The organism is Psychrobacillus sp. NPDC093180 (assembly GCF_044754065.1).
Lineage (GTDB): Bacteria > Bacillota > Bacilli > Bacillales_A > Planococcaceae > Psychrobacillus.
The window spans coordinates 125,597-150,183 of the sequence record NZ_JBIVOJ010000003.1 but is presented as its reverse complement, the minus strand read 5'-3'; the positions used below and the strand labels follow the sequence as shown (position 1 = coordinate 150,183).

Here is a 24,587-nt window from a genome sequence, read left to right as displayed (position 1 = left end):
AATATGTATCTTAAAGATGAATTATTAGATTTAAGTAACTCTGTTTTTAGTCATTTGCCTTTCCCAACCTTTATGACAAATAAGGACGGCCATATTATTTGGTGGAGCACGGAAGCTGAAAACCAATACGGATATCGTTTAGAAGATGTACAAGGTCCAAGAGCACCATTGTTCAATGAGCATACTTACGGGCACTTAGCTGCAAATTGGGAATCGATTCTACATCAAGATGAGCCTATCCGCTTCAGTCCGGTCGTCCTTTATTCAAAAGATAGAAACCCGATAAAAACATCTATTGTAGCAAAATCGATTCTTCTGAATGATGACTATTATGTTTTCTTTCAAATTGAATCTAATACTATACAAGATACAGAATCCTCTTCTTTTTCAGAGTTGCAATTATTAAAAAAAGGTTTATCTAAATCATTTATGGTTGCTTATTTAGACAAAGAAGGTTTAATCCTACACGCAAATGAACTATTTTTAAAAAGAAGCAATTGGACACCAAAACGAATTGTAGGAAAAACTTTTTGGCAGCTTTTCCCTAATTCCTCCCATCATATTGCCATTGCTGATAAAATTATCAATACATTACAAAAAGGTCAAGTTTTCCAGGGTACAGTTGAAAAAATAACAAAAGATGGCGTTACTTATTGGGTTAATATGATCGCACTCCCAATTACTGATACGGAAAATCATACACTATACCATTTGTTATTGGAAGAAGAAATTACAGAAAAGAAATTAATACAAACGCGCCTGGAACAAATTGCATATGTAGATACGGAAACAGGTTTAATGAGTAGACATCGTTTAGAAGAAATAGTGAACGAACACATTCAAAATGACAAATACTTCTCCTTTGTTTTCATTAGTATCGATCAATTTTATACATTAAAAGAAATATTCAATGATCAAACAGAATCTCAATTATTAAATGAGTTTACTAAAAGACTGAAAATCTATTTCGAAGAATCCATTATTGCTAGAGCTGGTCGAGATGAATTTGCAGTCATTACAACTTTAGGGGAATGGTACGTACAAGGATTTATCCAGTATTTAAAACAAAACCCGATTTATCTAGACAATAAAGTAGTGCCTATTACGGTCAGCGGAGCCATCACTAGATACCCTGAAGATCAACAAACCTATTTGCATTTATTGAAGGCTACGGATACGAAAATCCAGCAAGTGAAATTAGAAGGTGGTGGCATGATCGCAAACCTATCTCCATCTGACCATCACAAGCTTACTCGTCGTGCGCAAATAGAAAAACGCTTATTAGAAGCTTTAAATCAGCATGATCTTCATGTACTCTATTTACCACAAAAAGATGTATTAACCAATCAAATTACTGCTGTCGAAGCACTCGTCCGTTGGGATGATGATGTACTTGGAATTGTTTCTCCAGAAGAGTTAATCCCTATCGCAGAGGAAACCGGATTAATCAATAAAATTGGTTCTTTTATGTTGGAAAAAGTTTGTGAACAAGCAGCTATTTGGCAGCAAAAAGGGTTACCGATAAAAGTAAGCTTTAACTCTTCCATTCGAGAATTTCGTGATAAAAACATGGTGAAAACAATTCGGAATATGTTAGATAAGTACAACTGCTCTCCGAAGCTGTTACAAATTGAATTTACAGAAAAGTTCGCACTCGAGGCGGAAGCTGAAAAATCGATAATTGGTCAAATGCAGACGCTTCAAAAGGATGGAGTTGTTTTTGTGTTAGATGATTTCGGTACTGGATATGCGTCACTTAGGTATTTGCAGCTTCTTCCAATTAGCAAATTAAAAATTGATAAATCATTTGTGAGTTCTATTATGCAACAGGAGAGATTGCAAAAGCTCGTACAAGGTTTAATCCAATTTGGACAATCCTTAGATGTGGATGTGGTTGCGGAAGGTGTAGAAACAGAAGAACAATTTGCTTTGTTAAAACAAATGGGCTGCGATGCTGTTCAAGGTTACTATATAAGCCGACCAATCCCAGCTGAAGAAGTGGAAGCACTCTTAAGATAAAATGAAAAACCCTAATATACATTGTAAACTTCAGTGAGCTTTAGACAAGAAGAGTGGATTAAAAAGACTTACACAAATACAATTTCGCAACATAGCGAGTAGGAAAGCCAATTGAACAACTGACATGTTTGATATAAAAAACCGTGAGAATACTTTTCTCACGGTTTTACTTTAAGTCTTCCTATTACTTTCACTAATAACTGTGTAATAATCTCTGCAAACACTAATCCCATCGCAATAGAGCCTGAGATGATAAGGGCAACTGATGCATATTCCATTGCAACTGTATAGTTCTTCTCAATCACATTTCGCATGGCATTATACGCAGATCCTCCTGGAACTAACGGAATAATACCTGCTACACTGAAGATAATCATAGGCATTTTAAATCTCTTGGCCATTAAATGCGCCACAAAAGCAACCGTAAATGCACCCGCGAAGGAAGACTTTGCAGGATCATTACTCAAATCGTCTATATAAGAATATACAAGCCAGCCCGTCATGCCTACGATACCACAATAGAAAAGTAATTTTCTTGGTGCATTAAATATGATTCCAAATCCAGCGGCTGCTGCAAAGCTTAAAATCCCTTGCATCCAATAGGCCATAGCTATTCCCCCTTAAAATGACAATCCTAATGCAACCCCTGCTCCAATGGCAAAAGCTGTAAGAAACGCTTCTGCTCCTTTGGATACACCGGACACAAAATGACCAGCCATTAAATCACGTACAGCATTTGTTATGAGTAATCCCGGAACTAGGGGCATGACAGAACCAATAATGATTCGATCCACGTCACTTCCCAATCCCCACGTCACCGAAAAGATCGCGATTAAACAAATACATAATGCCGCCAAAAACTCCGCAAAAAACTTTACCCTCGTTTTCATTTCTAACAGCGTTGAAATAGAAAATCCAACCCCCCCGGCTATAAGTGCAGTGGGTACATCCTTGAATGTACCGCCGTATAACAAAAGAAATGAAGCCGATGCAATGGATGCTGCGACTATTTGTATCCACAACGGGATTGTTTTATGTTCGTTTTCAATACTGACTAGCTCCGAATAAGCTTCTTGCAGTGTAATATCCTTATTAACTAGTTTTCGTGAGACATTATTTACGAGCGCGATTCTTTCTAAATCCGTTGATCGATTGCTAATCCTTACTAATCTAGTTGGAAGGCTATTACTACCTGAAAAAATAATACCAGTTGGTGTAACAAAACTTTGTGATTGCGTTAGATGTTGCGAAATCGCCATCCGATCCATTGTATCCTCCGCACGGTACGTCTCTGCTCCACTTTCCATCATTAAACGACCTGCTAGTAAACAGCATTCTACAGCTAATTCAAAGTCTTGTGTCATTTCAGAGCACCTTCCTTTCTAAAGCGAAACTTAACTACGATAATCTTATCGAACGTTGAAAATAAAAACAATGAAAACTAAAACTTTCTTACCTATTCATCCGTCTAATTTAATATAATAGATAAGTACTAGAAAAGGAGAATCATCATCATGTCCGCGCATTCAAAATCGAAAAAAAGAGGACGTTGGATTGATATTACGTTTATCATTATCATTCTTACATTAAGTAGTTTAATGGTTTTTCTTCTGATGCTTCCTAATCCTGCAAAAAAAGAAAAAGAAGTAGTGTCTGCTAACACTCCGACTATACCAAAAGAACAAATTAACGAAAGTGATTCGGTTTACCCAGGAATTCGAATTATTACGGAAATGTCAAATGACGAAAAAACTCCGTATGCCATTCAATTTCCACAAAGCAATGTTCCCGAGTTCAATGACACAGTAAGAGCCTATACAAATCAGATAAAAACATCTTATTTAAATCAGAAAGATGACTTAACTGATTCGAATATACATCCTAGTGGTGAATTGAATATATCATTCGAAGTTTTTCAGCATACAACCGGATACTATTCGTTTGTGATTCATACATACATGAATATAGGTGGAGAAAACCGTTTATCCGAAACAAAAATTTTCCGTATACATAATCAATCCGGTCACATGCTCACAATAAATGATTTACTCTCTAACAATGAAAAAGCACTTGTAAAGCTTGCTACAAAAGTAAGAGAATCCATATTATCTGATGAACAATTGATTCCCCACTTAATGCAGGATCAATTTAAAGAGAAAACCATGCCTACCTGGGATAACTACTCTAATTTTTCTCTAAAGAAAGATTCGATCGAATTTTATTATGATGACCATGTAATTACAACTAGATCGACGGTTGTTTCTATTCCACTAGAGGATTTGAACGATATCATTGCAGACAGTTTTAAACTTCCAGAGGCGGCTATTCAACCACCCCCTACAGCATCAGAAACAGAAGATGAAAAACCCGAAGAAGACATACGACAAGAAGATACGGAAGTAGCCCCATCCGCAAAAGTAGTAGCACTCACATTTGATGATGGACCGAATCCAGAGTCAACTACATTGATACTTGAAACACTAAAGAAGTATAATGCAAAAGCTACATTTTTTATGCTTGGAAGTCGCGTTTCCTTCTATCCGGAAATTGTAAAAGAAATGAAAGAAGCAGGACATGAGTTAGGTAATCATACGTGGAATCATATAGACTTAACAAAAGCTTCTTCTGAAAAAATTGCTTTAGAGATTAATAATACAAGCGATGTAATAGAACAAGCATCTGGTAGCAAACCAACTGTCTTCCGCCCACCGTACGGAGCTGTAAATAATGCTGTTCGCACGCAAACTTCCCTTCCCGTCGTTTTATGGAATGTGGATACACTTGATTGGAAATATCGCGACGCTAACCGTTTACTCGAGCATGTGAAGGACCATGTAAAAGAAGGCTCTACTATTTTAATGCATGATATACATATGTCTACCGCTGAAGGACTAGATGCAGTGCTTGCCTACTTGCAAAAAGAAGGATATTCGTTTGTCACCGTTTCCGAACTGAATAATTACGCCAATTGAAAACTACACGCAAACACTGTATTGGGGAGATTGTCCAACCTTTTAATGATTGTCCAAGTTTCAGAGTAGATTGTCCAACTCTTGGCTGAGATTGTCCAACTTTCGAGCGAGATTGTCCAATTCTTGGCTGAGATTGTCCAACTTTCGAGCGAGATTGTCCATTCTTGCAATGATTGTCCAAGTTTCGAAGTAGATTGTCCAACTCTTGGCTGAGATTGTCCAACTTCCGAGCGAGATTGTCCAGCTTTGGGATGAGATTGTCCACCCTTGCAATGATTGTCCAAGTTTCAGAGTAGATTGTCCAACTCTTGGCTGAGATCGTCCAACTTCCGTGAGAGATTGTCCAGCTTTGGGATGAGATTGTCCACCCTTGCAATGATTGTCCAAGTTTCAGAGTAGATTGTCCAACTATTGGCTGAGATTGTCCAACTTCCGAGCGAGATTGTCCAGCTTTAGGATGAGATTGTCCATTCTTGCAATGATTGTCCAAGTTTCGAAGTAGATTGTCCAACTTCCGAGTGAGATTGTCCACCCTTGCAATGATTGTCCAAGTTTCGGAGTAGATTGTCCAACTCTTGGCAGAGATCGTCCAACTTCCGTGCGAGATTGTCCAGCTTTGGGATGAGATTGTCCACCCTTGCAATGATTGTCCAAGTTTCGAAGTAGATTGTCCAACTCTTGGCAGAGATCGTCCAACTTCCGTGGGAGATTGTCCAGCTTTAGGATGAGATTGTCCATTCTTGCAATGATTGTCCAAGTTTCGAAGTAGATTGTCCAACTCTTGGCTGAGATTGTCCAGCTTTGGGATGAGATTGTCCATTCTTGCAATGATTGTCCAAGTTTCGGAGTAGATTGTCCAACTCTTGGCTGAGATCGTCCAACTTCCGTGAGAGATTGTCCAGCTTTGGGATGAGATTGTCCACCCTTGCAATGATTGTCCAAGTTTCGAAGTAGATTGTCCAACTCTTGGCTGAGATTGTCCAACTTCCTAGCGAGATTGCCCAACTTTGGGCGGAAATTGTCCAAATGGGAAGCCTCCGCCATGCAAAGGCAATTCACTAAGATGCAATCTCCCCATATAAAGCTACATACCAAAAGACTCCAAAAGCATCGTTTCGCTTTTGGAGTCTTTTGTATTAATAAGACATTTTACTCAACTGTTTAAAGGAGTTTAAATTGTAGCTTTTGATTTCTTTCATCGCAATTGTGTATAAGGAGTCTTCCACATAGATTATTCGTTGGATACTTATTTCCCAATTTTCGTATTGCTGTTTTGGATCTTCTGGGTTTAATAAATCTCCTTTTAAAACAATTCCGTTTTCAGGTGTAATTTCATAGATCAATGCACCATCTTGCTTAAACTCTGCATACTCTTTTCCTTTCCCATAGATGGAGATAGGGAATCCATATAAGCCTTTTTCTTTATGCTCAAACAATGCATGGTGATCGTATTGAACCGGAGAGTATGTTCCTTGGTCCCCAATTATTTCCGTGTCCAGTTCTTTTGGTTTTGTAAAATCACTTACATCGAAAAGGGAAATTTTCATCCCTCCTGTCATAATAACAGGTTGTTTCGCCCCCGATTGAGTATCTACTATGGTTTCATAGCCGAAACCAATTAAGTGATTTTCATCTAACGGATGTAGATAATTACTAAAGCCTGGAATCTTTAGTTCTCCTAATACTTTTGGGTCGGTCGGTTTTGCTACGTCAATAACGAATAATGGATCGGTTTCTTTAAACGTTACCATATATGCTTTATCTCCCATGAATCTTGCAGAATAGATACGTTCGTCTTTTGCGAGACCTGTTAACGAGCCTACTGTTTTCATCTTATCGTCGAGTATAAATAAATTATTTTCAGATACTTTATTTTCATTCCAACTATTTCCTTTAGTCGTTACAGCGCGGAAATAACCGTTATGCTCATCCATCGAAAACTGATTTAATATGGTTCCTGTTAATCGATTGGACGCCACGAATTTTACGGATGTTTTGTCTAATGCAAACTTAAATACTTCAGTATCCATTTCCCCAGGATTCCAAATCATTTTTTTAGCATTAATATTGTTTTGCTCATAAATAGTAGAAGTTAAGTATAGGTTATCTTTTGACATGTACAATTGTTCACTGCCTCCAAGATACCCTTTCGTTTTTACTTCATTTTCTGCTGGTTTAGATACATTAATCGCCGAAATAATACTGTAATTCCCTTCCATAGAACTTGGAAGTATTGCAATACTGTCATAGCTCATCGGTTTTGCTTCTTTATCGGATTTGGAGTCATAAGTGAATGGGCGTAATTCTACATCTGCATTTTCTTCCATCATCCAGAACTTCGGATAAATAGTAGTTACATAATACAATGTGTTATCGGTTAGTCTGGCACCATTCATATATCCTTCTGTCGCAATTTCCCTCATTAGTTTCGGTTTTGCAGGGTTTGAAATATCATAGAAGTATACAGTTGTCATGGAATCCATTGGCATCATAACACTATTCATCTTTTGTGTACTTTCAGCTTCTAGCGTACGAAGGACATTTTTCTGACCCATAACCATTAATGTTTGATCTGAAAGTAATAACTGTGTTGGATAAAAATCATTTTTAAAAGAGATGGTTGTTTCTTCTTTCATTTGTTTTGGATCTTTAACGTTTGCGATGACCACATTGTTTTCACTCAACGAAAATACATGCTTGCCATTTGTCTTTACTGTATCCGCCTCATCTACACCTTCTACTTGGTTATTCGTAGTAGAATAGCCCCCTGAATTACCACCTGAGGAATCTTTGGCTTCCATCGTATTTGCGCTTTCTTCAGTTACCTCTGCCCCGTTATTTTGTTGTTTTTGAATTTCTTTTATCTTTTCAAAATAAGCTTTTAATTGTTCTTTAGAGTGAACAGTTTGAATTTCAACACTTTCTTTAAATGCTTGAGCACTTATCTCGGTTTTAGAAAAATAAAATGCACCTGTCATACCAATTATTAAAGCGAAAGCAACGATGGAAATCAGCCATTTTTTCATTTTAATCTCCCTTTCTTATTTTCTTAGTTAACCCATTAGACTGAAATTCTGTCTTTTAGTTTCATTATTTTTCAATAAATTAAGAAATATTAAGTATTTTTTGTTTACCATGTCTTTCAACTTATAAGAGATTGAGCAATATAGGGTTAACACAACAATAAAAAACGCAAGAAGAAAAGGGAATAATTTTCTTCTTACGTCTTATTTTAGAAGCCTCATCAATTAGTTATTCTTCTTCAAATGGCCATTTAGGTAGCATATGGGATAGCGTCTTGTCTTCCCTATAACCAAGTACATACTCCGCTTGCATAATGGTGTGGATCTCCCTTGTCCCTTCGTAAATAACAGGAGCTTTCGAATTACGCAAAAACCTCGCCACCGGATATTCGTCTGAATAGCCATATGCACCGTGAATTTGCACTGCATCGTCCGCTGCTTTGTTGGCAAAATCACATGCTTGCCATTTTGCAAGAGACGTTTCCCTTGTGTTTCGTACCCCTTTATTTTTCAATTCTCCCACTCGGTACACAAGTAAACGACTCATTTGGAGACCAGCTTCCATTTTAGCAATCATTTGCTGGACAAGCTGATGCTTGCCTATTTCTTTGCCAAAGGTTTGGCGCTCATGACAGTACTTCACGCTTGCTTCTAGACACGCAAGAGAAAGTCCAACTGCTCCAGCTGCAACAGTAAACCTACCATTATCAAGAGCGGACATTGCAATTTTAAAGCCTTCACCTTCTTTGCCCAGCAAATTTTCTTTTGGTACACGCATTTGGTCAAAAAATAATTCTCCTGTATTACCAGATTTAATACCGTATTTCCCTTTAATAGCCTTCGACGAGAATCCAGACATCGTGCGTTCTACGATAAATGCACTTATTCCATGATGCTTTTTCGATTTGTCTGTATAAGCGAATACGATGAAATTATCGGCTGAATCACAGAGGGAGATCCATGTTTTTTGCCCATTTATAATATAATGATCACCGTCAAGAACTGCGCTCGTTGACATTGCAGCAACATCAGAACCTGCTCCTGGCTCCGTTAATCCGAAAGCCCCTATTTTTTCTCCTTTTGCTTGAGGAGTTAAATATTTTTGCTTTTGTTGCTCCGTTCCCCACTGCATGAGGGTCATCGAATTTAGGCCGGTATGCACGGATACAGCAGTACGAAACGCAGTGTCCCCCCGCTCTAGCTCTTCACACACGATTGCAAGCGAATTATAATCCATCCCGCTCCCGCCATACTTTTCAGGAACACATACTCCCATCAGTCCAAGATCAGCTAACCGTTTCCAGATACTTTTATCAAAAGCACCTTGTTCTTCCCATTTTGCTATATACGGTATTATTTCTTGATCCACAAATTGCCTTACTGTTTTGCGAAGCAATTGTTGTTCCTCTTGGAAATCGAAGTTCATACACGCTCACCTCTTAACACCGTTTCCTCAATATTCACATCACGTGCAGCCATTTCTCTTATATATAATTCTCCAGGCACAATCAGTTCAGGAGGATAGACACCTCGTTTTGTAATGACGTTATTTCCAATCATTTGGGCAACTACAGAAATTGTGTTAGCTGTCGCCCTAGCCATTGCGGTTGTCCCAGATATTCGATCTTTTTTCGTTGCCAATTCATACGTATACGTAACATTATCCCCGTTTTCTATACCCGTTACGATGACCCTTAGTAATACTACATCCTCTTTATCTCCTAGTAGTAACTGCGGCGTTAATACTTCTTTTAAGACATCGCGTACCTTCACCATATTGCCCTTCACATTGGCAACCGTGTTTTTATTCGTTAATCCTAAGTCTACTAGCAGCTTAAATTTCTCAGCATGCCCTTTATAACGAATCGTCTTATACTCCAAAGTATCAACGTTCGGAAAGGATTTGCTCAATGTAGATGTGCCACCAGCTGTGTGAAAAGCTTCTAACTCTCCGAAGTTTTTAAAGAAAATGGGTTCAATTTCTGAAAGGGATTCTACCTCTTGAAGTTTCCCATTACGCACTACATGAGAACGATCCGTATAATGGTCGAATACTCCTTCCAATGAAAAGACAATATTATATCCGAAAATTCCTTCTGGCTCTACTGGAATTCCACCAACATATAGATGAATTCCCTCCACCTGATCCATTTTGCTTGCTCCGTAACCAGTTAGAATATTTATCATGCCAGGTGCTACTCCTAAATCGGGAATAAGGGTAACCCCTTTTGCTTGCGCAGCTTGATGAAGGGAAAGTACTGCATCCGTTGCTCCTCCTATATGACCGCCTAAATCAATCGAATGTACGCCAACCTCTACTGCAAACCTTGCTACTTTTTCATTGAATGTATAAAAAAGTGCGTTGATGACAACGTCCGCCATTTTCATAACTTGTCGTAAATTCTCATCATCATTTGCATCTAATCTACATACTTCAATCTTTGAATTTTGGAGTTTTTCTTTAAACATATTTGCTTGTCCAACGTCTAAATCACATAATAATACTTTTTCCACATTAGGACTTTTCACTAAATCACGTGCTGCCTCTTTTCCCATTAATCCTGCACCTAATATAGCAACCTTCATGCTAGTACCCCCTATTATTCTGTGTCTATTTGTGCGCGTTGCAATTTCCCGCTAAAGTCTACGTAAATACTCTTCCATTCTGTATATACATCCAGTGCTGCTACTCCAGAATCTCGGTGCCCATTACCTGTCCCTTTTGTTCCTCCGAATGGCAAGTGAATTTCAGCACCCGTCGTTCCTGCGTTGACATAAACAATTCCAGTGTCTAAATCACGCTGCGCACGAAATACATTGTTTACATCTCGAGAAAAGATGGAGCTCGATAGTCCAAATTTCACTCCATTATTTACTTCAATCGCCTCTTCTAACGAGCTGACCTCAATAAGTGAAACTACTGGACCGAAAATCTCTTCTTGCGCAATACGCATATTCGAAGTGACATCTGTAAATAGCGTAGGGGCATAATAGTTACCATTTGCTAGACCTCCATCATCTAGTACATGGCCCCCAGCCAGTAGTTTAGCGCCCTCTTCTTGTCCAATCTTTGTATAGGAATGAATTTTTTCCAGTGCTTGTTTGTTTATAACAGGACCGATTTTAACCGCTTCATCTAAACCATCACCGATTGTTAACTTTTCCATCTGAGCTAGCAGCATGCTTTCCAACTCACTCTTTACATCTTTATGCACAATCACTCGACTACATGCAGTACATCGTTGGCCTGCTGTTCCGAATGCACTCCATAAAATACCTTCTACTGCGAGCTGAAGATCTGCGTCATCCATCACGATAACCGCGTTTTTTCCACCCATTTCAAGCGATACTTTTTTTAAATGTCGACCACCGAGTTCTGCCACCTTACTCCCTGTTTCTGTAGATCCTGTAAAAGATATAACCTTCACATCTGGATGTTCAATCATCGCCGTTCCTACCTCTGATCCAGAACCAAAAACGACATTCGCAACTCCCGGCGGCAATCCAACTTCTTCAAATATTTTCGCCATCTCATAAGCCATCATCGGTGTTTCCGTAGCTGGTTTCCAAATGAAAGCGTTTCCGGCAACGATTGCAGGGAATGACTTCCAAGTGGCAATCGCTACTGGAAAGTTCCAAGGTGTAATAAGTCCGACTACCCCTATTGGTGCGCGGACGCTCATCGCAAATTTATCTGCAAGCTCAGAAGGGGTCGTTTCTCCAAATAGACGACGTCCTTCTCCCGCCATATAAAATGCCATATCGATTCCTTCTTGTACTTCTCCTCGCCCTTCTTCTATCACTTTTCCCATTTCTTTTGTTAATACTTGAGCGAGATGTTCCTTCTTTTCTTTCATCAATCTACCAATTTCATATAAATAATCTGCTCGTTTTGGAGCTGGGACAAGTGCCCATTTCTTCTGTGCCTTCACTGCAGCTGTAACTGCCAAATCCACTTCTTCTTTGGTAGACATTCTAACTTCTGCTAACCGTTCTCCGTTCGCTGGATTCAAAACCGCTGTATACTTTTCCTCGCCAGCCTCTTGCCATTTTCCATCAATAAAATTAGTTAACTTCATCTGTTTACCTCTTTTCTTATTCATTGAAAATGCTTACATTATAAATACATTCGATAATCTCTATTGAATCCCTCTAATTATTACGAAACTTTTTCTTTTGTTTTTCGTATACATTATTAAATCAAATCCTAGGAGGAAATAACACATGAACAATCACGAAATTGACTACAAATTATTTGGAGATGACATGCAATTTGTAGAAATCGAATTAGATCCAAAAGAAACAGTAGTTGCTGAAGCAGGTAGCTTAATGATGATGGAAGATGGTATTTCGATGGAAACTATTTTTGGCGATGGTTCAAGTTCTTCTAGTGGAAGCGGACTTATGGGAAAATTAATGGGCGCAGGTAAACGTATGCTTACGGGCGAAAGTTTATTCATGACCACATTTACGAATACTGGTAGCGGTAAAAGACATGTATATTTTGCATCTCCATATCCCGGAAAAATCATTCCGATGGATTTAAGCAAATATCGTGGCAAAATTATTTGTCAAAAAGATGCTTTTTTAGCAGCAGCTAAAGGGGTTTCGGTAGGAATCGAATTTCAACGCAAGCTTGGGGCTGGATTCTTTGGTGGAGAAGGATTCATCATGCAAAAGCTGGAAGGAGACGGTTTAGCCTTCGTTCATGCTGGTGGTACGATTCACCGTAAAAGCTTACAAGTAGGCGAAACACTACGTGTAGATACAGGATGTTTAGTAGCGATGACATCAGATGTGGATTATAACATCGAAATGGTAAAAGGAGTAAAAACTGCATTATTCGGTGGAGAAGGTTTGTTCTTCGCAACCTTACGTGGACCAGGCACAGTATGGATTCAATCGTTACCATTTAGCCGTCTAGCAAGCCGTGTATTCGCAGCAGCTCCTCAAACTCCAGGTGGTGGCTCCAAAGGAGAAGGAAGTATTACAGGTGGTCTTTTCGATCTATTAGGCGGTAAATAATAAAAGTAAAGATACAGATGCCAATGAACTGCACCCTAAATTTTGGATATTTTAATAAAAATAACCTTGCGATTTAAGCAGCGATTAGATGACTTCGGTATTATGCCGGAGTGATCTTTTTTAAAAACTAAAATGCTATTATTCTATGATTTTCGTCCAAATTGTTTATTATTTATTGAGCACCTCTTCATATACTATATAAAGAACAATCATGTCGATTTTTAGCGCTTTATTGTTCTTTGAATTGAATGAGGAGGTGATTGTGATGAAAGCTTCTTTAGGTAGTTGGATCGGGTGGATAGGAATCGTGCTAGCAGTGGTTGGATTCTTCTATTATCCATTATGGTTTGGCGGTGCTGCAGTAGTATTAGGCTTACTCGGCTTAACATTCCCTCAAAAATTCCTAGCTTGGTCTTCCATTGTACTTGGAGCAATTGCATTCTTTCTTCCGATGTTGCAGTAGCTGAGTTATTTGATATAAACAAAGGCATGTACGGAGAAATTACCGCACATGCCTTTATTATTAAAATAAATAATGTACAACGATTTGCACGAATGACTTTTGGATGTTCAATAAAGCACGCTCGTCAAAGTCGAACTTTGGATGATGGTGTGGATAATGTGTGTTTTCATCTTCATTGTTAGAGCCTACTTTGAAATATGTTCCCGGCTTTTCTAATAAGAAATAAGAGAAATCCTCTGCTCCCATAGATGTTTCAATATCTATCACCTGTTCCTCACCGAATACATCCGACAAAAGCTGGTGAACTAAATCACTTTCTTTCGGATGATTGTATAATGCTGGATAACCATGAAGATAATCGATTTCGGCACTCGCATGAAATCCTTCTGTTATTCCTTTTACAATGGAATAGATTTCCTCTCTTACTTGTTTTCTTACAGATTCACTAAACGTTCGGACAGTCCCTTCCAGCTTAGCCGTATCTGCAATAATATTAAAAGCACTGCCTGCATGGAAAACACCAATTGTGACTACTGCAGATTCTAAAGGGTTTATTCTGCGACTTACAATTTTTTGTAGGGAATTAACGATTTCACTACCAATGACGATTGAATCAACGGAATCCTGAGGTCTTGCTCCATGTCCACCAAGTCCTTGAATTTTGATTTCAAACTTATCAACAGCTGCCATTTTGTAGCCTTCTCCTACTGCTACTTTACCAACCGGTACTTTTGAATCGAGATGAGCAGCAAATACATAATCGACACCATCAAGCACGTTTTCTTCAATCATGAACTTCGCACCGCCTGGTGGCTTTTCTTCCGCTGGTTGGAATATGAAAATAACTTTCCCCTTCACTTTATCTAGGTGTTTGCTTAATACTTGTGCAGTACCCAATAACGCAGTCGTATGTCCATCATGGCCACATGCATGCATAACACCAGGGTTCAATGATTTATAAGGTACATCTTTCTCATCTACAATTGGCAAGGCATCAAAGTCTGCTCTTAGAGCAATTGTTTTCCCTGGCTGTGCCCCCGTTAAAATTCCTACAAGGCCATTCCCACCAATATTCTTTTTCACTTCTAATCCGAAGTCTTCTAGTTTCTGTGCAATATACTTGGCAGTCTCCGTTTCCTCAAAAGATAACTCCGGATGCTGGTGCAAATATCTTCTCCAACTGACAATTTCTTCGAAGTTACTATCTATTTCGGAAAAAATAGATTGTATTTCATTTTCTAACGTAGATGATTTCATGTTCCTTCCCCCATTCTTTTTAATTCTTACTAAACAAATAGGATTATATATTTTTTCAGTTAATTTTTCAACTGAAGATTTACCATTTTAAAATGCTTCTTGTTTTTATTTCTTCTTCATGATACCATTACCTACATAAAGATTTTAGAAAATTTCATATTTTATTTCTTATCCAGAGAGACGGAGGGATTGGCCCGAAGATGTCTCAGCAACCAGCCAAGTTTAGGTATGGTGCTAACTCCAATAGGCGGCGATCGCCTAGAAGATAAGAAGACTAACTTCAATTTTTTTGAGGATTCTCTTCTTATAGGGAATCCTCTTTTTATTTTACTTTATTTGTAGAGGATGATTATTAATGACAAAAAAAGGTTTAGAAACCGAATTAGTACAACTAGGAAATCATAGTGATCCACGAACCGGGGCCGTTAACCCACCTATTCATTTATCAACAGCTTATATACACGCAGGAGTTGGGAAATCCACTGGTTACGACTACACGCGTACAAAAAATCCAACTCGTACGATTTTAGAAGAAGGAATTGCGAAGTTAGAAGGCGGCGATGCAGGTTTTGCCTGTAGCTCCGGTATGGCAGCTATCCAATTAATCTTGTCACTTTTCCGTTCCGGTGATGAAATCATTGCACCGCAAGATCTTTACGGTGGAACATATCGTTTATTCAATCAATACGCGGATTCCTACAACATTCGTACTTCCTACGCTAAATTTGAATCCATCGAGGAAGTAGAAGCATTAATCACGGAAAACACAAAGGCACTGTTTATCGAAACACCAACAAATCCACTCATGCAAGAATTTGATATAGCACAATACAGTGTTTTAGCAAAAAAATATCAATTACTACTTATTGTGGATAACACGTTCTTAACTCCTTATTTACAGCGTCCGATTGAGCTAGGTGCAGATATTGTTATGCACAGCGGAACGAAATATATCGGTGGACATAATGATGTCCTTGCTGGGCTCGTTGTCTCTAAAGGGGAAGCACTAAGCAAAAAATTAGTGGAGAATCATAACGCTTCAGGAGCCGTACTTTCCCCTTTCGATAGTTGGTTATTGATACGAGGATTGAAAACATTACACTTACGCATGAACCAACATGATGCGAATGCAAAAAAAATCGTGGCGTTTTTACAAAATGAAAGTGTTGTTAAAGACGTGCTATATCCTGGAGTTGGAGGTATGCTCTCTTTCCGCTTACAAAAAAGTGAATGGGTTGGACCTTTCTTAGAAAACCTTCAATTGATCGTTTTTGCAGAAAGTTTAGGCGGTGTCGAAAGCTTTATCACCTATCCTACTACCCAAACCCATGCGGATATTCCAGAGGAAGAGCGAATTGCTCGAGGTGTCGATAATAGTTTGTTACGCTTCTCTGTTGGCGTTGAGGAGGCGGAAGACTTAATCGCAGATTTGAAACAGGTTTTTGCAAAATTAGAACGGGATGTGATTCATTCATGAGTAACGTGAAAGAAAGTTTAGAAACTAGCTTAATTACCGCTTCCACTCGTGGGAATTACGAGCAAAAAACTGGGGCAGTCAATGTACCCATCTATGCATCCTCTACTTTCCATCAAGAAAGCTTTGATAGCTTTGGACCATACGACTATAGTAGATCTGGCAACCCGACAAGAGACGCGCTAGAAAAAACGATAGCTGAATTAGAGGGCGGCACAAGAGGTTTTGCTTTTGCTTCCGGCATAGCGGCAATTTCCTCAGCTTTAATGCTGCTATCCTCAGGGGACCATCTTGTTGTAACGGAAGAAGTATATGGCGGAACCTATCGTTTCGTAACGGAAGTTTTACCGAGATTCGGAATCGACCATACATTTGTAGACTTTACGAAGGCTGAAGAAGTTGAAAAAGCGATACGTCCAAATACAAGAGTACTTTATATCGAAACACCTGCAAACCCAAGATTAGGAATAACGGATATCGAGGCAATTGTTGCACTGGCAAAAGCTAATGATTGTTTGACTTTTCTTGATAATACTTTTATGACTCCCCTTTATCAACGCCCGCTTGATCTAGGTGTGGACATCGTGTTACATAGTGCTACGAAATTTTTGTCTGGCCACAGTGATATCATAGCTGGGCTTGCTGTTACGAAGGACGAAGAACTTGGAAGGAAATTAGGATTTATCCAAAACTCTTTTGGCGCTATTCTTGGTGCACAAGATTCTTTTTCCTTAATTCAAGGAATCAAAACAATGGGTGCTCGTTTGTCTCAATCCACGGAATCTACAAAAAAGCTTGCAAATTATTTAAATAGTCATCCTTTAGTAAAGGAAGTGTTATACCCGGGCTTATCCACGCATCCAGGATATGAGATTCATGCAAGACAAGCAAAAAGTCCAGGGGCCGTTTTATCTTTCTGTCTTCCTGACAGAGAAACGGCAAAAGCTTTTGTAGAAAATCTTCAAATTCCAGTTTTTGCAGTAAGTTTAGGTGGCGTCGAATCGATTCTTTCTTATCCTGCTACCATGTCCCATGCTGCAATACCGAAAGAAGAACGAGAAAAACGAGGAATTTCAGATGGCCTTCTAAGGTTCTCTGTTGGTCTGGAGCATGTAGACGATCTTATCGCAGACTTCGACCAAGCACTAATAATCGCATCTAATATCAAACAGAAAGTAGGAATTTAACATGACAAAACAATTAGTTCAAAAAGCACCATTTCGCGCAGATCACGTAGGAAGCTTTTTACGACCAGCACGACTAAAAGAGGCACGTGCACAATTTGAAAATAATGAAATCACTGCAGATCAGTTAAGACAAATTGAAGACGAAGAAATTACGAAACTCGTTGCCAAACAAAAAGAAGCAGGTCTACAATCTGTAACTGACGGCGAATTCCGTCGTAAATGGTGGCATTTTGACTTTCTAGGCGGCCTAGACGGAGTCGAATTTTATGAACCAGAGGAAGGTCTATCATTTAAAGGCGTAAAAACACAAGCACATGGCATTAAAGTAACTGGAAAAATCGGATTTAGCACGCATTATATGATTGATCACTTTAAGTTTTTGCAAAGTGTGGCTGGCGATGCTGTTGCTAAATTTACAATCCCAAGTCCAAATATGCTGTACTACAGAGCCAAAATTGAAGTGGGAGTTTATAACAGTGATGAAGAACTATTCAATGATCTAATCACAGCTTATCAAGGATTTATTCAAGCTTTATATGATGAAGGCTGTCGTTATTTACAAATCGATGATACTTCATGGGCGACTTCTTTTTCAGAGGAAGGCATTGCCGGACTTAAAGATAGAAAATATAGCGTAGAGGAAGCACTAAAACTTTCCGCACGTGCGATTAATGAATCGATCGCGAAAAGACCGGATGATATGCTTGTCACAATGCATATTTGTCGTGGGAATTTCCGTTCGACATATATTACAAGCGGTAGTTATGAACTTGTATCGGAAACTATTTTTAACGGATTAGATGTAGATGGTTTATTCCTGGAGTTTGATGATGAACGATCTGGTGATTTTGAACCGCTTCGTCATATCAGCCGTCCTGATCTATATATCGTATTAGGGCTAATCACTTCTAAGCATGGAGCACTTGAAAATGCGGATGAAGTAAAAGCAAGAATTGAAGAAGCTACTAAACATGCACCACTTGAGCAACTTTGCTTAAGTCCACAATGTGGCTTCTCTTCCACAGAAGAAGGAAATATTTTAACCGAAGAAGAACAATGGGAAAAAATTCGCCATGTCGTGAAAATCGCCGAGGATACTTGGAAATAACCAATCAAGAAATCATGAGTAGTATTGTTGCTTAAACTGAAAACCACTAAAAAAATATATTCGATTTTTCTGGGTTATATATTGAAAAACTTATAGTTTAACTAATAAGCAACTTCTTTCTAAAAAACATATTAGAAAGAAGTTGCTTCTTTTAAGGTATTTTATATAAGATTATCTTCAAAAAATGGCTTGTTTCCAAAAGGAGATTAACAATTATTATTAGGCAGCTATCAAATTTGCTGATTGCCGTTGCTCCCCTTGAAGATATTCCTGTCTCAGTCTATTAATACTAATTAACTTTTTCACCAGCAATATTAATTATTGTAGCTGGCTCTTTCTTCGATTTCGCTACAAGCAAACCTATAATAGAACCGATAATACCTGTAATTATCCATCCGGCACCTTGTTCAAATAATGGGATAAATCCGAAGACGTTATTGATCGCTTGTGTAGCAATATTTGCTTCTTTTAAAGCATCAAGGATGGCAACAATCCCAACACCAATAATCGTACCGACATAAACCGATTGATGACCATTAAAGAAGTTGTTCATAAATATTAGAGCAATTAAAGCAATCGCTAATGGATAGAGCAAGAGTAAGATTGGAGACGCCATCGTCAAAATAGTATTTAGACCAAAGTTTGTAATTACTAAACTTAAAGCAGAGAAAATAATTAACCACTTTTTATAAGAAATAGAAGGTACGATTCTTTCAAAGTATTCAGAAACAGCTGCTAAACAAGCAACATTTGTCGTAATCCCTGTTAATAAAATGACCGTTCCGATAATATAAATCCCAATTTCACCAAATAGAACGATAGAACTTTGGGCTAATACTTCTCCCCCGTTATCCATATAACCAATCGGGTCTATACTGGTAGCACCAATCCATGCCATGGAGATCTGTAAAGCAACCAAGCCAACAATTGTTATGAGTCCCGCTTGGATAAATAGCTTTGAAACTTCCTTTTCAGATTTGATTCCATAAGAACTGATGGACTTAATGAAAATCCCTCCAAATACAAAAGCAGCAAGCACATCCATTGTGTAATATCCTTGTGTGAACCCTTTTAAGAAGGCACTGCCTGCCTCGATATATTCTCCTGTAGGTGGTCCGAAACTTCCCATCGGTGTAATAATTGACTTACCAACAAGTACGATTAGTAGGACGACAAAAATTGGCGTTATAATCTTTCCTAAATGATCGACAAATTTTGTGGTATTCCAGGATAATACAATAGTTAAGGCAAAAAATATGATTGAGAAGATTAGCAAATATAGGCCTACATTTGACTGTCCTTGGACTAACGGATTGATCCCAATTTCATAAACAACAGATGTTGTTCTCGGCAATACATAAATGGGTCCAAGTGATAAGAAAAGTAAAATTGAAAATATTGTGGCGAATAACGGGTGCACCCTCCCAGCAAGTTTTTCTACTGTCCCTCCACCTCGAGTTAATGCAATAATTGCGAGGAGAACAAGCCCCACACCAGTTACTAAGAAGCCGCCCATGGCAATCCATGTATTTGTTCCAGCCTGTTGGCCAACCATTGGTGCAAATATAACGTTTCCTGCTCCTAAAAACATCGCGAAAAGCATAAATCCAATAGCCAATACTTGTGAAAATGATATGTTTTTCCCCATTATAATTCCCTCCTTATTGAAGAATCTTCAAAGCAAATACCTCAAAAATCAATTGGTATCTTTCTATCTCGAATTCTCTGACTGTTTTTGAATAATTGGAGGATGGTGGGTTGGACCACCCTTCTTATAATAGCTGGTATCTTACATTTACTTCGTTTTGCTCAATCGTCCTAATAGGAAAGCACTTGTACCAAGCCCTATCAATGTATTCGTCTTTTTATTGAATACTTGCTTAACAACAAGGTTTAGGTTTTGAGGGCGTTCCGCAAGTCTTCTCATAAAATAGCCATACCAATCGTCGCCAAATGGCACATATGTACAGAAGTTGTAACCTTCATTAGCAAGTTTAAGCTGTAGTTCATTTCTAAATCCATATAGCATTTGGAACTCGAATTTGTCCTTCGATATATTATGTTCATCTACAAACTTCTTTACATGATTAATGACATGATGATCATGCGTGGCAATCGATGTAAACTTACCGTTCAACAAATGATATTCAATGAGTTTTATATAATTTTTGTCGATTTCATCTTTTTCTTGATACGCCAAATTTGCTGGCTCTTTGTAAGCACCTTTAACTATTCTCGTACGATGATTGATATATTTTTTTAAATTCTCATCCGCTTCATAGAAGTAAGCCTGAATAACAGTTCCAACATTATTATAGTCTTTTGAAAGCTCGTCCAAGAGATCAAATGTTGGCTGCAAATGACCATAGTCTTCTGTATCAAAGTTAATGAATATACTGTACTCATTCGCCTTGGTAACGATGTCTTTTAAATTATGTAAGCAAAAATCGTATTCGATGTCCAAACCAAGCTGTGTGGGTTTCAAGGAGATATGCGCATTCAACGCATTTTCATGAATCGCTTCGATTACCGCTAATATTTGTCTTTTCGCCTCAAGTGCCTCTTGTTTTTCGAAAACAAATTCGCCAAGATTGTCGATTGTTGCAGCAATGCCTTTAGCATTCAATTTCTTAACACTTTCAACCATTTCTTCAACACTCGTTCCAGCGACGACGGACTGGGCACCTAATTTGAGGCCCCATTTTTTTGCGGCACTATTTAATACTTTATTTTGTGATAAGGAAATGAAAAAGTCTTTCGTTAATCCCATTATAAATACCTCCAATTATTTATAAAGATTGTCCAATTATTTTAATAGAAACCCCTCAATATACGGGTCTGTTTCATCTAAGGAAAATTGATGAACTCCTGTCATCCAAGCAGATCCCGTAATTTTAGGGATAATAGCACTTAGATTTTGAACCTCTGTAAAATCAACAATTTCGCCTTTAAATCTTGATCCAATGATACTGTCTTGGATAATTTCTTCCCCTTTTTCAAGATCTAATGTTGCAAGCTTCGCGCATGTCCCTGTTCCACAAGGTGACCGATCGATTTGTCCGTCTCCAAAAACTACCGTATTTTTATAATGATTCTTGCCTAATTCCAAACTAAACTCAACAAGGTCAATAGTGTTAATCTGTGGAATTTCAGGATGTTGGATTTCTAATTGTTCATTTGCTGCTTTTCGAATGGCCATTCCAATTTCCGCTATTTTGTCTTGCACTTCAATATCAAGATCAAAATCAAATTGCGTCACATCGACAATTGCAAAAAAACTACCGCCAAATGCAATATCTATCTTCACGGTTCCTACTTTATCGACTAAAACGCTAACATTCTTTTTCAATAAAAATGATGGTACGTTAATAAAAGAAACTTCTTGTACCTTGTCATTTTCATACGCAACATGACACTCAACAATTCCAGATGGCGTATCCAACAACACTTTTTCCTTTTTATCAATAAAGTTTCTGTCGATCGCAATCGTTATAGCAGCAATCGTTCCGTGCCCACACATATTCAAATAACCACCACTATCCATAAATAACACTCCAAGATCACATTCCTGATTACAAGGTTCTGTCAAAATAGCGCCGAACATATTCAAATGTCCTCTTGGTTCGTGCATGAGTAACTTTCTTATATGATCCATTTCAGTTTGCATATAATTTTTCTTCTGCATCATCGTTTCGCCTTGAATCTCAGGAATCCCCTCAACTACAATTCTAGCCGCTTCCCCCATTGTATGTGCATCAATCGTTTGAATAATATTTCCTAACTTCACCATAAATGTAACGATACCTCCCAAATGCTTAATTATCTGTTCGCAATATCATATTGCAAGAAGCGTGCCAACTTTTATAAAGCCGGTTATTCTGGAATTGCAATCATTTTCGTCATTATTTATAATAATAAGTGTTCAGAAAGTTTACATTAGTGTAAAGAAAGAGTAAAATCATATTTTTATAAGAGGTGTACGGAATGAATCGTACTTCATTAGAACATGCACTCCATTATTTAAATACGTTAATTGAAACGAGTTCTGATGCCATCATCATTATTAATGTATTGGGAGTAGTTGAATACTGGAGCACAAAAGCCGAAGAAATGTATGGAATTCCTGTGGAACGGATTCAAAATAAGAAGATTAGTACATTTTTCAAAAAGAAAGATTTAAAATTATTGGAGATTCTGAAAACAAAAAAACCTGTTTTTAACGTTTACCATCAGCCAAGGCCTGACAAACATGTACTTATTAGTTCCTCTCCTATCTTTGACGATCGAAGAATGTTAATCGGAGCCATTTCAATCGATCAAGATATCACCAATATCGTAAAGTTAAATGAGAAACTATCCTTAACGACAACCGAATTACAGAAAGTAAAACAACAATATAATCTACAAGAACAAATTGGACCTTTAGGTGAAATAAAAGGCAGTAGCACAGTGATACAAACTACGAAAGACTTGGTTCTTAAAGTAGCGAAGACGGATGCAACGGTTTTAATTTATGGGGAAAGTGGCGTAGGGAAAGAACTGTTTGCTCAAGGTGTGCATGAAGCAAGCTTGAGAAAGGACCAACCTTTTATACCGATTAACTGTGGGGCAATTCCTGAGGCTCTTTTTGAAAGCGAGTTCTTTGGCTACGAAAAAGGATCTTTTACCGGTGCTAACAAAGAGGGAAAAGCAGGAAAAGTAGAAATGGCAGATGGCGGGACTTTATTTCTAGATGAAATTGGTATGTTACCGCTTGACATGCAAGTAAAACTATTACGGGTGCTACAAGAAAGAGAAGTGATTCGCATAGGTGGCAATGTCTCAAAAAAAGTGGATATTAGGATTGTTGCAGCCACAAATAGTGATTTGGAAGAGATGATCAAAAATGGGCAATTTCGAGAGGATTTATATTACCGGATCAACGTCGTCACTTTAAAAGTGCCATCCCTCCGTGAACGAATTGAAGACATTCCAATCTTGGTCAATGGTTTTGCACAAGAATACTCTGCCAAATACCAAAAAGAGGCGCCTACTCTTTTGGATAGCGCAATGGAAATGTTCACAAACTATGACTGGCCTGGAAATATTCGAGAGTTAAGAAACATCATAGAGCGAATGATTATATTTATCGATCATTCAACGATTACTGCCGAAGATATCGCAAGCATATTCCCTTCTTATACTAATAATCCCGTAGACAAAGAGGGGTTAGAACACGAAAAAGCGCGCTTGGAAAAAGATCGAATTCAAGAAGCTCTAGCAGTGACATATGGAAATAAGAGTGCAGCTGCAAAGAAATTAGGAATCTCTAGGGTAAGTCTTTATAATAAAATTAAAAAATATGGTATTTTTGATAATGTCTAAATTATGATAGTTTCCTTCTCGATTAAAAACGCAAGAAGAAAAGTTGTTTACTTTTCTTCTTGCGTTTAGTTGTTTAGTAGATCAATCGTAAATCTGCTTCGCTTGAACGACAAGCCTAAACTGATTGGAACGCTCTGGAAAACATGTAACTAAGGACAAAAGCGTAATGCCTTTCTGCCTTTTTAGAATATCCACATTTTCTGGCTTGACGACCACTATATCGAATATCTCATACCGAAGAGTCTCCGTAATTGTTTCCAATTCAAACTGGTCGCCAATTTGAAGTTCGTTCAATCGGTTGAAAAACTGGCCAAATACATGGGATTGATGCCCTGCAATTGCAGAAGTGCCATTTATTGTCTCGGGTTCATCAAGTCCATCAATGGTTCCCAGTGCTTTATTCAATTTTTCTGGAGCCGCTCCTCTTACAACAGGCGCTTGCAAGTCGATAGAATCGATTGTTAAAATGCCCATTGCATCATCTGCTCTCTCCATTGATAGAGTAGATTCATCTTCATCTTTAGTAGGTTGACTACCTTTCGATTCACTAGTAGCTGCCTCTGTTTTTATGTTAGCAAAGGATTCTACTAATTGCTCTTGATGTTGTTTGTTTTTTAACATTCCATGACCAACAATTATTAACATGGAAATAGCTATCAAAATCAATAAATTTCCGATGTGTTTTTTCATCATGG

Annotated in this window: 20 protein-coding genes and 1 riboswitch; of the genes, 8 read left to right on the top strand and 12 right to left on the bottom strand. The window is 38.1% G+C overall.

The window, feature by feature from the left end; translation table 11 throughout:
• Positions 1 to 3 precede the first annotated feature (3 nt).
• Entirely contained in the window at positions 4 to 2,019 is a 2,016-nt protein-coding gene (locus ACIP9W_RS06200) for an EAL domain-containing protein (protein WP_400787239.1), read from the top strand.
• A gap of 158 nt (positions 2,020 to 2,177) precedes the next feature.
• On the opposite strand, the gene ACIP9W_RS06195 is transcribed toward ACIP9W_RS06200, so the two are convergent.
• Both ACIP9W_RS06195 and ACIP9W_RS06190 read right to left on the bottom strand, forming a co-directional pair.
• The gene (locus tag ACIP9W_RS06195) at positions 2,178 to 2,627 is read right to left on the bottom strand and encodes a threonine/serine exporter family protein (RefSeq protein ID WP_400787237.1); all 450 of its coding nucleotides are present in this window, start codon (positions 2,625 to 2,627) and stop codon (positions 2,178 to 2,180) included.
• A 12-nt stretch (positions 2,628 to 2,639) separates the two neighbouring features.
• Positions 2,640 to 3,383 carry a threonine/serine exporter family protein gene (locus ACIP9W_RS06190; RefSeq protein ID WP_400787234.1) on the bottom strand — a complete coding sequence of 248 codons (744 nt, stop codon included), beginning with the start codon at positions 3,381 to 3,383 and terminating at the stop codon, positions 2,640 to 2,642.
• A 150-nt stretch (positions 3,384 to 3,533) separates the two neighbouring features.
• On the opposite strand from ACIP9W_RS06190, the gene ACIP9W_RS06185 reads away from it, so the two are divergent.
• Positions 3,534 to 4,991 carry a polysaccharide deacetylase family protein gene (locus ACIP9W_RS06185; protein ID WP_400787232.1) on the top strand — a complete coding sequence of 486 codons (1,458 nt, stop codon included), beginning with the start codon at positions 3,534 to 3,536 and terminating at the stop codon, positions 4,989 to 4,991.
• Positions 4,992 to 5,399: 408 nt separating this feature from the next.
• Here the strand turns inward: ACIP9W_RS06185 and ACIP9W_RS06180 are convergent, their stop codons facing one another.
• The 5 genes from ACIP9W_RS06180 to ACIP9W_RS06160 all read right to left on the bottom strand — a co-directional run bounded on the left by ACIP9W_RS06180 (position 5,400) and on the right by ACIP9W_RS06160 (position 12,093).
• Complete coding sequence (locus tag ACIP9W_RS06180) at positions 5,400 to 6,017, bottom strand: hypothetical protein (RefSeq protein ID WP_400787229.1); 618 nt, start codon at positions 6,015 to 6,017, stop codon at positions 5,400 to 5,402.
• 110 nt (positions 6,018 to 6,127) lie between these two features.
• Complete coding sequence (locus ACIP9W_RS06175; protein ID WP_400787227.1) at positions 6,128 to 8,017, bottom strand: beta-propeller domain-containing protein; 1,890 nt, start codon at positions 8,015 to 8,017, stop codon at positions 6,128 to 6,130.
• Positions 8,018 to 8,243: 226 nt separating this feature from the next.
• Positions 8,244 to 9,440, bottom strand: a complete 1,197-nt coding sequence (locus tag ACIP9W_RS06170) for an acyl-CoA dehydrogenase family protein (RefSeq protein WP_400787225.1) — start codon at positions 9,438 to 9,440, stop codon at positions 8,244 to 8,246.
• The gene (locus ACIP9W_RS06165; RefSeq protein ID WP_400787222.1) at positions 9,437 to 10,600 is read right to left on the bottom strand and encodes a saccharopine dehydrogenase family protein; all 1,164 of its coding nucleotides are present in this window, start codon (positions 10,598 to 10,600) and stop codon (positions 9,437 to 9,439) included. Before ACIP9W_RS06165 ends, ACIP9W_RS06170 begins: the two co-directional genes overlap by 4 nt.
• A gap of 14 nt (positions 10,601 to 10,614) precedes the next feature.
• Positions 10,615 to 12,093 carry an aldehyde dehydrogenase family protein gene (locus ACIP9W_RS06160; RefSeq protein ID WP_400787219.1) on the bottom strand — a complete coding sequence of 493 codons (1,479 nt, stop codon included), beginning with the start codon at positions 12,091 to 12,093 and terminating at the stop codon, positions 10,615 to 10,617.
• A 145-nt stretch (positions 12,094 to 12,238) separates the two neighbouring features.
• On the opposite strand from ACIP9W_RS06160, the gene ACIP9W_RS06155 reads away from it, so the two are divergent.
• Both ACIP9W_RS06155 and ACIP9W_RS06150 read left to right on the top strand, forming a co-directional pair.
• Positions 12,239 to 13,039, top strand: a complete 801-nt coding sequence (locus ACIP9W_RS06155; protein WP_400787216.1) for a TIGR00266 family protein — start codon at positions 12,239 to 12,241, stop codon at positions 13,037 to 13,039.
• A 265-nt stretch (positions 13,040 to 13,304) separates the two neighbouring features.
• On the top strand, positions 13,305 to 13,502 hold the full coding sequence (locus ACIP9W_RS06150) for a C4-dicarboxylate ABC transporter (RefSeq protein ID WP_142538062.1): 198 nt from the start codon (positions 13,305 to 13,307) through the stop codon (positions 13,500 to 13,502).
• 60 nt (positions 13,503 to 13,562) lie between these two features.
• Here the strand turns inward: ACIP9W_RS06150 and ACIP9W_RS06145 are convergent, their stop codons facing one another.
• Positions 13,563 to 14,759 (bottom strand): M20 metallopeptidase family protein, encoded by a 1,197-nt coding sequence (locus tag ACIP9W_RS06145; RefSeq protein ID WP_400787213.1) that lies wholly within the window; start codon positions 14,757 to 14,759, stop codon positions 13,563 to 13,565.
• Between the two features lie 165 nt (positions 14,760 to 14,924).
• Positions 14,925 to 15,031: riboswitch (SAM riboswitch) on the top strand.
• Between the two features lie 83 nt (positions 15,032 to 15,114).
• Here ACIP9W_RS06145 and ACIP9W_RS06140 point away from each other — a divergent pair.
• The 3 genes from ACIP9W_RS06140 to ACIP9W_RS06130 are packed head-to-tail and all read left to right on the top strand — an operon-like array spanning position 15,115 to position 18,528.
• Complete coding sequence (locus tag ACIP9W_RS06140) at positions 15,115 to 16,236, top strand: methionine biosynthesis PLP-dependent protein (protein WP_400787210.1); 1,122 nt, start codon at positions 15,115 to 15,117, stop codon at positions 16,234 to 16,236.
• Positions 16,233 to 17,420, top strand: a complete 1,188-nt coding sequence (gene metC / locus ACIP9W_RS06135; protein ID WP_400787208.1) for a cystathionine beta-lyase — start codon at positions 16,233 to 16,235, stop codon at positions 17,418 to 17,420. Before ACIP9W_RS06140 ends, metC begins: the two co-directional genes overlap by 4 nt.
• A gap of 1 nt (position 17,421) precedes the next feature.
• Positions 17,422 to 18,528 carry a 5-methyltetrahydropteroyltriglutamate--homocysteine S-methyltransferase gene (locus ACIP9W_RS06130; protein ID WP_400787205.1) on the top strand — a complete coding sequence of 369 codons (1,107 nt, stop codon included), beginning with the start codon at positions 17,422 to 17,424 and terminating at the stop codon, positions 18,526 to 18,528.
• Positions 18,529 to 18,817: 289 nt separating this feature from the next.
• Here the strand turns inward: ACIP9W_RS06130 and brnQ are convergent, their stop codons facing one another.
• The 3 genes from brnQ to ACIP9W_RS06115 form a co-directional block, all read right to left on the bottom strand.
• Positions 18,818 to 20,176 carry a branched-chain amino acid transport system II carrier protein gene (brnQ, locus tag ACIP9W_RS06125; RefSeq protein WP_400787202.1) on the bottom strand — a complete coding sequence of 453 codons (1,359 nt, stop codon included), beginning with the start codon at positions 20,174 to 20,176 and terminating at the stop codon, positions 18,818 to 18,820.
• Positions 20,177 to 20,323: 147 nt separating this feature from the next.
• Positions 20,324 to 21,298 carry a proline dehydrogenase family protein gene (locus ACIP9W_RS06120; protein ID WP_400787199.1) on the bottom strand — a complete coding sequence of 325 codons (975 nt, stop codon included), beginning with the start codon at positions 21,296 to 21,298 and terminating at the stop codon, positions 20,324 to 20,326.
• Between the two features lie 36 nt (positions 21,299 to 21,334).
• Positions 21,335 to 22,318, bottom strand: a complete 984-nt coding sequence (locus tag ACIP9W_RS06115) for a proline racemase family protein (protein WP_400787196.1) — start codon at positions 22,316 to 22,318, stop codon at positions 21,335 to 21,337.
• Positions 22,319 to 22,512: 194 nt separating this feature from the next.
• Between ACIP9W_RS06115 and ACIP9W_RS06110 the strand changes: the two genes are divergently transcribed.
• A complete protein-coding gene (locus tag ACIP9W_RS06110; protein WP_400787193.1) occupies positions 22,513 to 23,892 on the top strand; it encodes a sigma-54 interaction domain-containing protein in 1,380 nt (459 codons plus the stop codon).
• Positions 23,893 to 23,973: 81 nt separating this feature from the next.
• On the opposite strand, the gene ACIP9W_RS06105 is transcribed toward ACIP9W_RS06110, so the two are convergent.
• The gene (locus ACIP9W_RS06105) at positions 23,974 to 24,585 is read right to left on the bottom strand and encodes a class D sortase (RefSeq protein WP_400787190.1); all 612 of its coding nucleotides are present in this window, start codon (positions 24,583 to 24,585) and stop codon (positions 23,974 to 23,976) included.
• Positions 24,586 to 24,587: the final 2 nt, after the last annotated feature.